This is a genomic window from Pseudomonas sp. TE3644 (genome assembly GCF_056278815.1).
In genome coordinates this window covers 6,202,993-6,216,083 of the sequence record NZ_JBWBQF010000001.1, presented here as the reverse complement: position 1 = coordinate 6,216,083, position 13,091 = coordinate 6,202,993, and the positions used below count along the sequence as shown (strand labels likewise).

Annotated in this window: 15 protein-coding genes and 1 pseudogene; 4 read left to right on the top strand and 12 right to left on the bottom strand. The window is 61.7% G+C overall.

What is annotated here, in order from left to right:
• Window positions 1–458 precede the first annotated feature (458 nt).
• The 6 genes and pseudogenes from ACZ9GA_RS27590 to ACZ9GA_RS27565 all read right to left on the bottom strand — a co-directional run bounded on the left by ACZ9GA_RS27590 (window position 459) and on the right by ACZ9GA_RS27565 (window position 4,908).
• Window positions 459–1,025: a hypothetical protein gene (locus tag ACZ9GA_RS27590; RefSeq protein ID WP_457359294.1), complete on the bottom strand. Its 567-nt coding sequence runs from the start codon at window positions 1,023–1,025 to the stop codon at window positions 459–461.
• 354 nt (window positions 1,026–1,379) lie between these two features.
• Window positions 1,380–2,222, bottom strand: a pseudogene (locus ACZ9GA_RS27585) (magnesium chelatase domain-containing protein); the annotation flags it as partial.
• 165 nt (window positions 2,223–2,387) lie between these two features.
• Window positions 2,388–2,942, bottom strand: a complete 555-nt coding sequence (locus ACZ9GA_RS27580) for a BRO-N domain-containing protein (RefSeq protein ID WP_476227248.1) — start codon at window positions 2,940–2,942, stop codon at window positions 2,388–2,390.
• Window positions 2,943–3,168: 226 nt separating this feature from the next.
• Window positions 3,169–3,492, bottom strand: a complete 324-nt coding sequence (locus ACZ9GA_RS27575; RefSeq protein WP_457359298.1) for a helix-turn-helix domain-containing protein — start codon at window positions 3,490–3,492, stop codon at window positions 3,169–3,171.
• 63 nt (window positions 3,493–3,555) lie between these two features.
• Window positions 3,556–4,467: a LysR family transcriptional regulator gene (locus ACZ9GA_RS27570; RefSeq protein ID WP_027980747.1), complete on the bottom strand. Its 912-nt coding sequence runs from the start codon at window positions 4,465–4,467 to the stop codon at window positions 3,556–3,558.
• 180 nt (window positions 4,468–4,647) lie between these two features.
• Window positions 4,648–4,908 carry an accessory factor UbiK family protein gene (locus tag ACZ9GA_RS27565; protein WP_457359300.1) on the bottom strand — a complete coding sequence of 87 codons (261 nt, stop codon included), beginning with the start codon at window positions 4,906–4,908 and terminating at the stop codon, window positions 4,648–4,650.
• A gap of 412 nt (window positions 4,909–5,320) precedes the next feature.
• Between ACZ9GA_RS27565 and glnK the strand changes: the two genes are divergently transcribed.
• From glnK to sutA, 4 genes are all read left to right on the top strand, one after another.
• Window positions 5,321–5,659: a P-II family nitrogen regulator gene (gene glnK, locus ACZ9GA_RS27560; RefSeq protein WP_002555808.1), complete on the top strand. Its 339-nt coding sequence runs from the start codon at window positions 5,321–5,323 to the stop codon at window positions 5,657–5,659.
• Between the two features lie 36 nt (window positions 5,660–5,695).
• Window positions 5,696–7,042 (top strand): ammonium transporter, encoded by a 1,347-nt coding sequence (locus ACZ9GA_RS27555; protein ID WP_457359302.1) that lies wholly within the window; start codon window positions 5,696–5,698, stop codon window positions 7,040–7,042.
• A gap of 203 nt (window positions 7,043–7,245) precedes the next feature.
• A complete protein-coding gene (locus tag ACZ9GA_RS27550; RefSeq protein ID WP_027980744.1) occupies window positions 7,246–7,671 on the top strand; it encodes a secondary thiamine-phosphate synthase enzyme YjbQ in 426 nt (141 codons plus the stop codon).
• Between the two features lie 101 nt (window positions 7,672–7,772).
• A complete protein-coding gene (sutA, locus tag ACZ9GA_RS27545; protein WP_457359304.1) occupies window positions 7,773–8,096 on the top strand; it encodes a transcriptional regulator SutA in 324 nt (107 codons plus the stop codon).
• A 150-nt stretch (window positions 8,097–8,246) separates the two neighbouring features.
• On the opposite strand, the gene ACZ9GA_RS27540 is transcribed toward sutA, so the two are convergent.
• From ACZ9GA_RS27540 to lptM, 6 genes are read right to left on the bottom strand one after another with little or no spacing between them, the layout of a single operon-like run.
• Window positions 8,247–8,942 (bottom strand): HAD family hydrolase, encoded by a 696-nt coding sequence (locus ACZ9GA_RS27540; RefSeq protein WP_457359306.1) that lies wholly within the window; start codon window positions 8,940–8,942, stop codon window positions 8,247–8,249.
• Entirely contained in the window at window positions 8,939–9,838 is a 900-nt protein-coding gene (gene xerC, locus ACZ9GA_RS27535) for a tyrosine recombinase XerC (protein ID WP_457359308.1), read from the bottom strand. Before xerC ends, ACZ9GA_RS27540 begins: the two co-directional genes overlap by 4 nt.
• Before the next feature lie 2 nt (window positions 9,839–9,840).
• Entirely contained in the window at window positions 9,841–10,578 is a 738-nt protein-coding gene (locus ACZ9GA_RS27530; protein ID WP_457359310.1) for a DUF484 family protein, read from the bottom strand.
• Window positions 10,579–10,591: 13 nt separating this feature from the next.
• Window positions 10,592–11,422: a diaminopimelate epimerase gene (gene dapF / locus ACZ9GA_RS27525; RefSeq protein ID WP_027980739.1), complete on the bottom strand. Its 831-nt coding sequence runs from the start codon at window positions 11,420–11,422 to the stop codon at window positions 10,592–10,594.
• Window positions 11,423–11,426: 4 nt separating this feature from the next.
• Complete coding sequence (gene lysA / locus ACZ9GA_RS27520) at window positions 11,427–12,674, bottom strand: diaminopimelate decarboxylase (protein WP_457359312.1); 1,248 nt, start codon at window positions 12,672–12,674, stop codon at window positions 11,427–11,429.
• A gap of 9 nt (window positions 12,675–12,683) precedes the next feature.
• Window positions 12,684–12,836: an LPS translocon maturation chaperone LptM gene (gene lptM / locus ACZ9GA_RS27515; protein WP_038337014.1), complete on the bottom strand. Its 153-nt coding sequence runs from the start codon at window positions 12,834–12,836 to the stop codon at window positions 12,684–12,686.
• Between the last annotated feature and the right edge of the window lie 255 nt (window positions 12,837–13,091).

Sequence of the window (13,091 nt, the reverse complement as noted above, 5' to 3'; positions counted from 1 at the left end):
TGCCTTCGGGGTCGGGTGGGACTGATAGCAGCTTATCTGCGTAGAAAATCCACTGTTCGACTGTATAGCGCGGTAATGGGCTGTGCATGATCCGATTAGCCAAAGTCTCACCGAGATTCGATGGCGTTAGTCAGTCAGATGCACCCTGACCTCATCCAATACGTCCATCGGCTTGACCTTGTAACGCAAGGTGCGGCCTCCACGCCAGCGGATATCCTCAGTCGCATTAATTTCGAAAAAATTGCATTTATTTCGGAAACCGACAACTGGCATTGATGCTGTGATCGTCCTAGATCAACTTGTGGATTAGGACGGTGTGTTCGCCGTGCGCTTACGCCGTTGTTACGTAAGGGGTCGGTGAACACACCTTTCGTGCCCTGTCGATAAGGACGATTGTGTCCGCGTGTTTTTAAGCGGGCGCAATTGCCCTTAATGTCAGGATCGCCATGCACTGGACGTTACATCTGCAACGAAAACACCTGGAAGTGCGTATAGGTGTTCAAGTACACATGCATGATCTGGCTGGCCACTTCGGCGCTTAGATCATCTTCCACATCGAAGCTGCCGCTGTTGGCATCAAAATAAAGTCCCTCTTGACTGTTGTACGCGACCACATGCCCGCGGTTTCCGATGGCTGTTGGATCCATCAACCAAATAATATTGTTCTCGAACGGCGCTAGGTTTTGCGCGGCGTAAAGATTGCCAAATGTCATGGTGTTTGCCGCCACGGGAACGACCTGAATGATTGAGGGGTACAGCCCCTGGGCAATGTCAATCATGTGGGGCAAACCAATTGCCCCTCCGGACAACCAATTGCCTGCCTCTTGAAGCACGTTCAGTTGATGAGTGTTGCCTGGGCTGTAGGTAGCCATCGCGTTGACCGGGGTCGCAACTGATTGGAACATCACATCTTCACAGTCATTGGCTAGCCAATGGATCGAGAGAGAGAAGCACACGCCCATATTGTTGGGCGCTGGAAGTCCGCCAATGAACAGTCCTTGGTTACATGCGCTGATCAGATTCATATGTAATGTGCCTCCTGCACTCTACATGTGGCCTGGTTAACAGGGTGCGTGCAGGCCGCCTGACAGACCAGTTTAGCGGCGGTTACGGCAATTGCCACAGCGCTCCGGAATCATTGCTCTCAACTATTCCTGCTCTGCCACCGACTTCGGCGTACGCCCGTGATACGGCTCGAACGCCTAGGCGAGTGGTTTCATCGCCACGCCGCATTTTTACCGTTGCTACAAGCATGAATTCGGACGACATCCGCGAGCTGAACGTGGTACTGCGTTCTCGGTGTAAACCAGTGGGCCTTGGTCAAGTTGAGGGATTACTCAGTCGCATTTATTTCGATAAATTCGCATCTATTTCGAAAACCTACAGCCTCCGCCCACCATCGCCGCCCCGGAAGCCGAGTGATGAGGGTGGCGAAAGGGGCGCTGCGGCCAGTGCTTTAACGGCGAAAGGCTGGCCACCGACTGTATGGCCGCCACCTCCAGCGCTTCCCGCTCATCCAGGGGCGGCAACAGGCCGGGCAGGCGGCTGGCGAGCAGCGTCTTGCCGGTGTCAGGTGGGCCGCTGAACAACAAGTTGTGCGCACCGGCCGCAGCCACGCGCTTGGCTGCCGGCTGGCCCTGCACTTCGCTGAGGTCGGGGTAGGGCCGGTCCAGCAGGATCAGGCCGTTGGAACTGAACGGGCTGATGCGTTGCTGCTCGTTGAAGTGGCACACCAACTCCAACAGGCTGCTGGCGGCGATTACCACCAGCCCCGAGGCCAGGCTCGCCTCCTCGGCATTCTCGCAAGGCACCACCAGCGCACGTCCCGCTTCGCGTGCGGCCAACGCGGCAGGCAACACGCCCTGCACCGGCCGTATCGCCCCCGACAACGCCAGCTCGCCCAGGCACTCCACATCACGCAGCGCCGCGCTGGGAAACACACCGCTGGCGGCGAGTATGCCCAAGGCTATGGCCAGGTCGTAGCGCCCACCGTCCTTGGGCAGGTCCGCCGGGGCCAGGTTCTGGGTGATACGCCAGGCGGGGAAATTGAGGTTTGAATTGACGATGGCGCTGCGTACCCGGTCCTTGCTTTCCTTCACCGAGGCTTCCGGTAGGCCTACCAGCGTGAGCGAAGGCAGGCCGTTGGCCAAGTGGGTTTCCACCGTGACGGCCGGCGCGCCGACACCGACCTGGGCGCGGCTGTGGGCGATGGCTAGGGACATGGTTGCTCCGTGCGTTAAAGGGGGCGCGCGCTTCCCTGCGGTGTTTGAGGGTAGTGGGTGGGGCTGGGAATGCCATGGGGATATTGCGGCAGGGTGTTGCTGGGCAAGGCAGGCTGATGTCCGACCCCGTGCTTGCCTTCGGGGTCGGGTGGGACGGATAGCAGCTTATCTGCGTAGAAAATCTACTGTTCGTCTCAGTAATGACGGGCGCTGAGCGTGATTTCTGAGCACCCCGGTTGGCAGCATGACCGGCATATCCTTCAATCTGATCCAGCATTCCCCACGCCAGTTGAGCATCGAGATCGACATCTGTGGCCAGTCGAGCATGTACAGGTTCGGGCGGTTGGAATCTAACGGTTCAAACATTGCGTGAAGAGCCGGGATTACATCATGCGTTACCCAGCGCCTCAGGCTGCGATTCTCCACAGCGTAGTGGTAGACAAGCAGGGCGTAGACCCCGGATTCACTTAATACCAAAACATCCCAGGTCGTGCCTTCGCAGGTGATTTTGGTCGTTTGGTATTGGTCGTCATCAAGTTTTTGGAGGCGACGTTCATCGATGTGCTGACCGATCAGGCGGCCTATGTCGCGGGCATAAAACCAAGGTTCTGCGTTGATTAGCAGGGCGCGGAGTTTTAGCCCGTGCCTGGTAAATGGAACAGCTTGAAATCCTGAATGAGGCATGGCGAGGCCTTTGTCGAGCTTTGGATACCCCAGCATTTCTGTGGGGACGCGCCTTTTGCTGGCTGGATCGCCAAATCCAGTGCCGAAAATCAGCAGAGCCGAAAGGTATGCGTATGAAAGCGTCTGCGCAAGGCTACATAGAAAAATCAGAAATTTCCGTCATGCCCTGCGTCGGCAGGCTGTAGGGCGCTTCATCATCTATGCGGCTAGGTCGTTTCGGTCAATGCTGCTCCGAGGTGGTCAAAGGCAGGCACTCAGGCCTTCAAAACTCGCCACTCTTAGGCTTAATCAACCGCACTCGTTTCGGCAGGGTCGGGTTATGCGCAATAAACTGCGAGCGGGACTCAATTTCCGCCAGGTCCTGAAAAACCTCCTGCACCAGCCCGAGCTGCCAGACCACCAACATGAAAGAACGCAGTTCCACTACTGGTTCCCCCGCCTCTATCTTCCGCAGCGTTTGCTCTGAGACCGATAGGGCTTTAGCCAAGTCTTTCTGACGCTGGCGGGATTGCAGGCGCCTGCTTTTAATGAGAAGCCCGATTTTTCGTAGGGTTTCACAACATTCAATTGGGAAAAATGAATTCATAAGCCGCTTTTTGTGGTGGTTTATGGAGCATAAGCCGCGTCTTGATGACGTTTATCCAGCTACTTACCGCGGCAAATCACTCATAAACGCCTCCAACCGCGCCCGCAACCACCGCTCCCCCGGATCCGTATCCATCACGCTCAACCACACCATCGACAAATCCAGCGTCGGCGTATCAAACGGCAACGGCTCGGTATACAGATTCCCGTACCCCACCATCGCATTCGCCGCATAGTCCGGCGCACCCGCCAGCAAATCGGTACCGGCCAGCAAGGCGGGCAGGGCGCTGTATTGGGGAACCGAGAGCACCACATGGCGCTTGCGGCCGATTTCTTCCAGCCACTCATCCACCACGCCGCTGGTGTTGGCCATGTGCGACACCAGTACGTGCGGCCGTTCGCAGTATTCGTCCAGGGTCAGGGGGCGGTCGGATTTGTCGGCGCGCAGGATGCGCGGTTGGATGCGGCGCAGCAGTTTGCGTTTGGCGTTGGCTGGCAGGCCGCGGGTCTGGCTGATGCCCACGGTGATTTCGCCGGAGGCAAGCAGGTCGGGGACGCGCCAATAGTCGACGTGCTGGACGACGAAGACCACCTTGGGCGCTTCCTGGCGCAAGGCGCGCAGCAAGGGTGGCAGCAGGCCGAACTCGACGTCGTCGGACAGGCCGATGCGGAAGGTGGAGGTGCTGACGGCAGGGTCGAAGTCGTGGCTCAGGCTGATGGCGATGGACAGCGCATCGAGCGCGGGGGAGAGGTGGCGGGCCAGTTCTTCGGCGCGGGCGGTGGGTTCCATGCGGTGGCCGACGCGCACGAACAGCGGGTCGTTGAACATGCTGCGCAGGCGGTTGAGCGCCGAGCTGATGGTGGGCTGGCCAAGGAATAGCTTTTCTGCGACGCGGGTGACGTTGCGCTCCAGCATCAAGGTTTCGAACACCACCATCAGGTTGATGTCGGCCTTGCGCAATTCATTGCGGTTCATTGGCGCCTGTCCCCAGTCCATTCGCGTGATGGCTGGAGTGTAGAGGCGCCAGTCCGCAACGCGCAACGTGCAGGCACCTGTAGCCGCTGCCGCCAGGCTGCGCTGGCCTGTGTGAACTCGGGAGATTTCCAGCGAGGCATAGGGCCAGCGCAGCCTGCGGCAGCGGCTACGTGATTCAGGTTATTCGGTGGGGGGCGTCAGGCGCGCTTCGAGCTCGGCCATCTTGGCTTCCAGCGCTTCCAGGCGCGCACGGGTGCGGGCCAGCACGACCATCTGGCTGTCGAATTCGTCGCGGCTGACCAGGTCCAGTTTGCTGAAGCCGCTTTGCAGCAGCACCTTGAACTGGCTTTCCAGCTCGGCGCGCGGCTGGCTGGTGTCGCTGCTGAACAGGCGCGAGGCGTGGTCGCCTAGGGCGTCGAGGAAGGCTTTGGGCGCAAGCATGGTGAAATTCCTGAATCTGATGGCCTGGAGTGTAACACGCAGCCGTCTATAGTCAGTGGCAGGGCGGGCGCACGGTTTTTGCGCATTGCCCTGATTCATCGCGCACCAGGATGGAGCGCAACCGTTGATCAGGTAGGGGCACGGGGCAGGCAGTGGCGGTAAAAAGGCCGAATTTGTTGAGTTGCGCGGACATGGCAAGCTTTCTGCTTAGACACAATTGACCCATGCACTGATGCAGTCGATGTGACGAATGCAGTGCGCAGGCGGAGCGGGGAGAGTTTCGTCAGGAGCGGTTCTGGTGGTCGGTCAGGGGATGCAGGATCGACGACGCGTTACAAAGCCAGACACTGCGCTTAGACTTGAGCTGGGTTTGTTTTCCTGGGGCAAGTCCACTAATTCGGGAGAGAGTTTCATGAAGCTAGTCACTGCCATCATCAAGCCGTTCAAACTGGACGATGTACGCGAGTCGTTGTCCGAAATCGGCGTGCAGGGCATTACCGTAACCGAGGTGAAAGGCTTCGGGCGTCAGAAGGGTCACACCGAGCTGTATCGCGGCGCGGAATACGTGGTCGACTTCCTGCCCAAGGTGAAGATCGACGTCGCCATCGACGACAAGGATCTTGACCGTGTGATCGAGGCGATCACCAAGGCCGCCAACACCGGCAAGATCGGTGACGGCAAGATTTTCGTGGTCAATCTGGAACAGGCGATTCGCATCCGTACCGGCGAAACCGACACCGACGCGATCTAAGCCGCCCCAAACCCCAAAGCCCCAGGAGATAACAACATGACTCTGCGTCGTTTCGCAGGGCTAGGAGCCCTTTTGTCCCTCGTTTTGCCAACGCTTGCGATGGCAGCCGACGAGGTGGCAGCCCCCGCCGCCCCCGTACTCAACTCCGGTGACACTGCCTGGATGCTGACGTCCACCGCCCTGGTGCTGTTCATGACCATCCCGGGCCTGGCCTTGTTCTACGGCGGCATGGTCCGCTCCAAGAACATCCTGTCGGTAATGATGCAGTGCTTCGCCATCACGGGTCTGATCAGCATTCTGTGGACCATCTACGGCTATAGCCTGGCGTTCGATACCACCGGTATGGAAGCAGGCGTGGTCAACTACAACTCCTTCGTCGGCGGCATGGCCAAGGCCTTCCTGGCGGGCATCACCCCAGCCAGCATCACTGGCCCTGCGGCGCTGATCCCTGAAGCCGTGTTCGTCACCTTCCAGATGACCTTCGCCATCATCACCCCGGCGCTGATCGTGGGTGCCTTCGCCGAGCGTATGAAGTTCTCGGCCATGCTGGTGTTCATGGGCATCTGGTTCACCCTGGTGTACGCACCGATTGCGCACATGGTCTGGTCTGGCCCGGGTTCGCTGCTGGGTGACTGGGGCGTGCTGGACTTCGCCGGTGGCACCGTGGTGCACATCAACGCCGGTATCGCCGGTCTGGTAGCGTGCCTGGTACTGGGCAAGCGCAAAGGCTTCCCGACCACCCCGATGGCCCCGCACAACCTGGGCTACACCCTGATGGGCGCCGCCATGCTGTGGGTAGGCTGGTTCGGCTTCAACGCCGGTTCCGCCGCAGCTGCCAACGGCACCGCCGGCATGGCCATGCTGGTGACCCAGATCGCTACCGCTGCTGCCGCACTGGGCTGGATGTTCGCCGAGTGGGTCACCCACGGCAAACCTAGCGCACTGGGCATTGCTTCGGGCGTGGTTGCCGGCCTGGTAGCCATTACCCCGGCTGCTGGTACTGTCGGCCCGATGGGCTCGCTGGTCATCGGCCTGGCCGCTGGCGTGGTGTGCTTCTTCTGCGCCACTACCCTGAAACGCAAACTGGGCTACGACGACTCCCTGGACGCCTTCGGCGTGCACGGTATCGGCGGTATCCTGGGCGCGATCCTCACGGGTGTGTTCGCAGCCCCATCGCTGGGCGGCTTCGGCACCGTGACCGACATCGCCGCACAAGTGTGGATTCAGTGCAAAGGCGTAGGCTTCACCATCATCTACACCGCGGTGGTGACCTTCGTCATCCTCAAGGTGCTGGACCTGGTCATGGGCCTGCGCGTCAACGACGAAGAAGAGTCGGTTGGCCTGGACCTGGCACAACACAACGAGCGCGGCTACAACCTGTAATCGCCCCCGTTAAAAAAATGCCCGGCTCGCCGGGCATTTTTTCGCCTGTGATTTGTCATTTGCTTCAAGCGCAAACGGTTTCTTCGGACGAACTTCAGGCATCCCCGGTGCATGGGCGTTTGGCTTACAAGCAATGATGAATTTAGCCCCTTTGCTTTTTCCCAGAGCGCGCTAGAATGCGCCCCGAACGTGTGGAGAATGGTATGTGGCAGCAACGGTTGATCACCTTGAAGCCAAGGCCTCGCGGCTTTCATCTGGTGACGGATGAATTGCTGGTCGACTGGCCCGAGTTGCGTGCATGCCGAATCGGCCTGCTGCACCTGATGCTGCAACACACGTCGGCGTCGTTGACCATCAACGAAAACGCCGACCCGGCGGTACGTCGTGACTTCGAGCGTTTCTTCAACCGCCTGGTGCCGCAGGGTGACAGCGGTTTTGAACACAACGACGAGGGCGCTGATGACCTGCCGGCGCACTTCAAGGCCAGTTTGCTAGGCTGTCAGTTGACGTTGCCGGTACGGGACGGACGGCTGGCGCTGGGTACCTGGCAAGGCGTGTATTTGGGTGAGCACCGTGATCACGGCGGGGCTCGCAGGGTCGTCGCCACTTTACAGGGCGAGGCCAAATGAACGTCGGCAAACCGACGGTTATGAATTTTTACTGGCAGCCATCGACAGACGGTCAGGCTGCGCTATAAATAATCTGCTTTTCGCAAGTCATGAGGTAGAACATGAGCGACGATGATCTGGAAAACGACGAACTCGAAGTAGGTGACGAGGACGATACCGAGGAAGGCCTGGAAGCGGCGGCGGAAGACGTTGCTGACGACAGTGGCGACGACGCCCCTGCGCCCACGGCCAAAGGCAAGTCCAAGGCTGCTGTGTCGGTTGACGAGCTGCCTAGCATTGAAGCCAAGAACAAGGAGCGTGATGCCCTTGCCCGTGCGATGGAAGAGTTCCTGGCACGTGGTGGCAAGGTGCAGGAAGTCGAGGCCAATGTGGTCGCCGACCCGCCCAAGAAGCCGGACAACAAATATGGCAGCCGCCCTATCTGAGTCCCTGCTTCCCTGAAAAAGCCCGCCGTCGCTGCGGGCTTTTTCATGTCTGTTTCTAGCCGCTGCCGCCAGGCTGCGCTGGCCCTTCCATACGCTGGAGATGTTCAGTGTGGTTGAGGGCCAGCGCAGCCTGCGGCAGCGGCTACGGGCTTACCAGCCTGCCAGCACCTGAGGGATTTCCAGCAGACTGCGCACCTCGGCATCCGGCTTGTGATCGGCCTCCCACACCTTGCCCTGCGGGTTGTACCAGATCGCCCTGAACCCGGCCTGCTGCGCGCCAAAGATGTCATCGCCAGGATGATCCCCCACATGCACCGCAGCACCGGCAGCCACGCCACCAGCGCGTTTCAGCGCCTCGACGAAGGGCGCCGGGTCCGGCTTGCCGATGCCCAGGTCTTCGGCGCATAGCGCGAAGGCGAAGTGGTCGGCCAGGCCTAGGCGGCGCACGTCGGCGTTGCCGTTGGTGACCACGCCCAGGGTGTAGCGCTGGCCCAGTTGTTCGAGCGCCGGCTGCACCTCCGGGAAGATTTCGATCTGGTGGCGGGCGTGCAGAAATACTTCGAAACTCTTTTCTGCCAGTGAGTCTGCCTCGGCATCACCGTAGCCAGCGTCCAACAAGGCGTGCTGCAACACCAGGCGGCGCAATGCGCTGATGCGGTGCTTGAGATCCGGCTGTGCCTCCACCAGGCGTTTGCGAATGGCGAACAAGTGCTCGACTTCCACTGCGCCCAATTTTGGTGCGTGTTGGGCCAGCCAATCGCGCAGCACCGCTTCGGCGCTGACGATCACCGGCGCGGTGTCCCACAGGGTGTCGTCGAGGTCGAAGGTAATCAGCTCGATGCTCATGTATCACTGTCCTTGCTGCGTTTGGCCCGGGGGTGGGCGCTGTCGTAGACCGTGGCCAGGTGCTGGAAGTCCAGGTGGGTGTAGATCTGCGTAGTGGCGATGTCGGCGTGGCCGAGCATCTCCTGCACCGCGCGCAGGTCCTGGGAGGACTCCAGCAAGTGGCTGGCGAAAGAGTGCCGCAGCATGTGCGGGTGAAGGTTCTGACCCAGCTCGCGCTCGCCAGCGGCCTTGACCCGCAGCTGGATAGCCCGGGGGCCCAGGCGACCGCCTTGCTGGCTGACGAATACGGCATCGTCGGCCGGATTGCTCAGGGCGCGCAGCGGTAGCCATTGCTGCAAGGCTTCGCGCGCCTTGCGGCCCACTGGCAGTACGCGGGTCTTGCTGCCCTTGCCGTGCACTTGCACCAGGCCGTCGGCCAGGTCCAGTTGTTCCAGGTTCAGGCTGGTCAGCTCCGACAGGCGCAGGCCGGAAGAGTAGAACAGCTCCAGCATGGCCTGGTCGCGGTGGGCGAGAAAGTCGTCCTCCACCGCGCCTTCCAGCAGTTGCAGGGTGCGGTCGGTGTCCAGGGTGCGCGGCAGGCGGCGCTCGCCCTTGGGCGGCGACAGGCCGTTGGCCGGGTCGTGGTTGCAGATGCCTTCGCGGTTCAGGTAGCGGTACAGGCCGCGCACCGCCGACAACAGCCGCGCCAGGCTGCGTGAGGACTGGCCCTGCTGGTGCTGGCGCGCCACCAGGCGGCGCAGTTGCTGGATATCCAGGGCACTCCAGCCGGCCAGCTGTTCCTTCTCGCAGAACGCCACCACCTTGTCCAGGTCGCGGCGGTAGGCCAGCAGGGTGTGGTCGGACACTTGTCGCTCACTGCGCAGGTGCGCGCAGTAGGCGTCCAGGTGCGCTTGCATGGTCAGCGTACCGAGCGCAGGCTGCTGGTGAAGCGCGGCAGGGTGCGGCCCAGGACTTCGGCGATGTAGCTCAGGAACAGTGTGCCCACCGAGCTCTTGTAATGCTGCGGGTCGCGGCTGCCGATGGCCAGCACGCCGTGCAGGCCCTGGTGAGTGAGGGCCACCACGGCGGTGGAACCCACTTGCTTGCGCTGCTCTTCGCCAAACAGGAACTCCAGCTCATGCTCACGCAGGCTGCCGCTGACGGTCTTGCCGCCGGTCAGCAGCGCGCCGATGGCCTGGTGCGCCTCGCTGCTGCTGACCCAGCGACCCACCGGGGTGGCAATGTCGCTGAACAGGATCAGGCTGACGAAGGGCACCTGAAATTCCTGGCGCAGGCTGTCCTCGACAGCAATGACCACCTCTTCCAGGCTGCCGGCGTCGAGAATGTCGAGAATCAATCGGCGGGTTTTTTCGAACAGCCGATCGTTGTCGCGGGCCACGTCCATCAGTTGCGACAGACGATGGCGCATCTCGATGTTGCGCTCGCGCAGCACCTTCATCTGCCGCTCCACCAGCGACACGGTATCGCCGCGCTGGTGGGGCAGGCGCAGGCTGATCAGCAGCTCTTCGTGCTCGACGAAAAACTCCGGGTTGGCGCGCAGGAACGCCGCAACCGCTTCGGCCCCAAGGGCCGGCGCCGTGCTGTCCTCAACGGTATCAAGGGGCTGTGGGGCAGGTGCCTGGGGCTTGTCGGTCATGGTCGTTGCTCGCTCATAGACGCACTTGGCCTTCGTAAACCCGCACGGCCGGGCCGGTCATCAGCACGGGCTGGCCAGGGCCGCCCCATTCGATGGACAGGCGCCCGCCGGGCAGGTCGATCAACAACGGTGAATCCATCCAGCCCTGGCTGATGGCGGCCACCGCTGCGGCGCAGGCGCCGGTACCGCAGGCCTGGGTTTCCCCGGCGCCGCGTTCCCAGACGCGCAGTTGCGCGCGCTGACGGTCGACCACGTGCAGGAAGCCGACGTTGACCCGCGCCGGGAAGCGCGGGTGATGTTCGATTTTCGGACCCAGCTGGTGGACTGGCGCCGAGTTGATGTCATCCACCTTCAGCACCGCATGGGGGTTGCCCATGGAGACGGCCGCCAGGTTCACCACCTGGCCGTCGACGTCGACGTCGTAGTTCTTCGCCTGGGCATCGGCCACAAACGGGATATCGGCCGGCACCAGGCGCGGTGGCCCCATGTCGACGCTGATCTGGCCATCGTTGCGGATATCCAGTTCGATGATGCCGCTTTTGGTCTCGACGCGGATGCGCTTCTTGGCGGTCAGGCGCTTGTCCAGCACGAAGCGGGCGAAGCAGCGCGCACCGTTGCCGCATTGCTCCACTTCCGAGCCATCGGAGTTGAAGATGCGGTAGCGGAAGTCCACGTCGGGGTTGCTCGGCGCTTCGACCAGCAGCAACTGATCGAAACCGACGCCCGTGTGGCGGTCGCCCCACTGTTTGGCATGTTTGGGCAGGATATGCGCGTGCTGGCTGACCAGGTCCAGGACCATGAAGTCGTTGCCCAGCCCATGCATTTTGGTAAAGCGCAGCAGCATGGGTTTACTCCGGCAACAGGCTTTCGCCCGCGAACAGTTCAGCAACCGTTTCACGGCGGCGCACTTCAAACGCCTGGTCACCATCGACCAGCACTTCAGCGGCACGGCCGCGGGTGTTGTAATTCGAGCTCATGACGAAACCATACGCCCCGGCCGAGCGCACGGCCAGCAGGTCACCTTCTTCAAGGGCCAGCTGGCGCGCCTTGGCCAGGAAGTCGCCGGTCTCGCAGATCGGCCCGACGATGTCGTAGCTGCGGCCTTGGCCTTCGCGCGGCCGCACGGCGCTGACGTCCATCCAGGCCTGGTACAGGGCCGGGCGGATCAGGTCGTTCATGGCGGCGTCGACGATGGCGAAGTCCTTGTGATCGGTGTGCTTGAGGTACTCGACCCGGGTCAGCAGCACGCCGGCATTGGCGACGATGTAGCGGCCCGGCTCGAACACCAGCGCCAGGTCGCGGCCTTCCAGGCGCTCGCGCACGGCCTTGATGTAATCACCGGCCAACGGCGGTTGCTCGTCCTGATAGCGCACGCCCAGGCCACCGCCCAGGTCCAGGTGCTGCAGGAAGATGCCGCAGTCGCTCAGGCGATCGACCAGGCCCAGCAGGCGGTCGAGTGCGTCGAGGAACGGTTCCAGGCTGGTCAGTTGCGAGCCGATGTGGCAATCGACACCGATCACTTCCAGGTTGGGCAGTTGGGCGGCGCGGATGTACACGTCTTCGGCGGCGACGATGTCGATGCCGAACTTGTTCTCGGCCAGGCCCGTGGAAATGTACGGGTGGGTGCCGGCGTCGACGTCCGGGTTGACGCGCAGCGACACCGGGGCGCGCACACCCATCTCGGCGGCCACGGCCTGCAGGCGCTCCAGCTCATCGGCGGATTCGACGTTGAAGCAGTGCACACCCACTTCCAGGGCGCGACGCATGTCTTCGCGGGTCTTGCCGACACCGGAAAACACCACGCGGTCGGCACGGCCGCCAGCGGCCAGGACGCGTTCCAGCTCGCCACCGGAGACGATGTCGAAACCGGCGCCCAGGCGCGCCAGCAGGTTCAGCACGCCCAGGTTGGAGTTGGCTTTCACCGCAAAGCACACCAGGTGCGACATGCCGTCGAGGGCGTCGGCATAAGCCCGGTATTGCTGTTCGATGTGCGCGCGGGAATAGACGTAGGTCGGCGTGCCGAAACGCTCGGCAATGGAAGCCAACGACACGCCTTCCGCGAACAGCTCACCGTCGCGGTAGTTGAAAGCGTCCATGGTCTTCCCTTACATCATGTGCTTGTGCGATTTCGACGAGCCGTCCTGTTGCACGGTGGATTTTTCGCCGTCTGGCAGGTAGAGCGGGCCTTTCTGGCCGCAGGCGGAAACGAGGCAGGCCACCGCGACGAGCGCAGCAAGGGCGGAAATCAGGCGCTTCATGGCGAAATCCTTTGTAAAAGCGTTAATTGCGCCCGAGTATACCGGCCACCCGGCGGCTTGCCTATTGATGCCCGGTCGCCGCCGCCGCGCGGCCCTGTAGCCGCTGCCGCCAGGCTGCGCCGGCCCTGCGCTTCGCTGGAGATATTGCAGATTCACACCGGCCAGCGCAGCCTGGCGGCAGCGGCTACAGCGGTAGTTGGTCGTAATAACTTTGCAATCGGCGCGCGCTGCTCGTATCTTCCCGCGCTTGCAGTG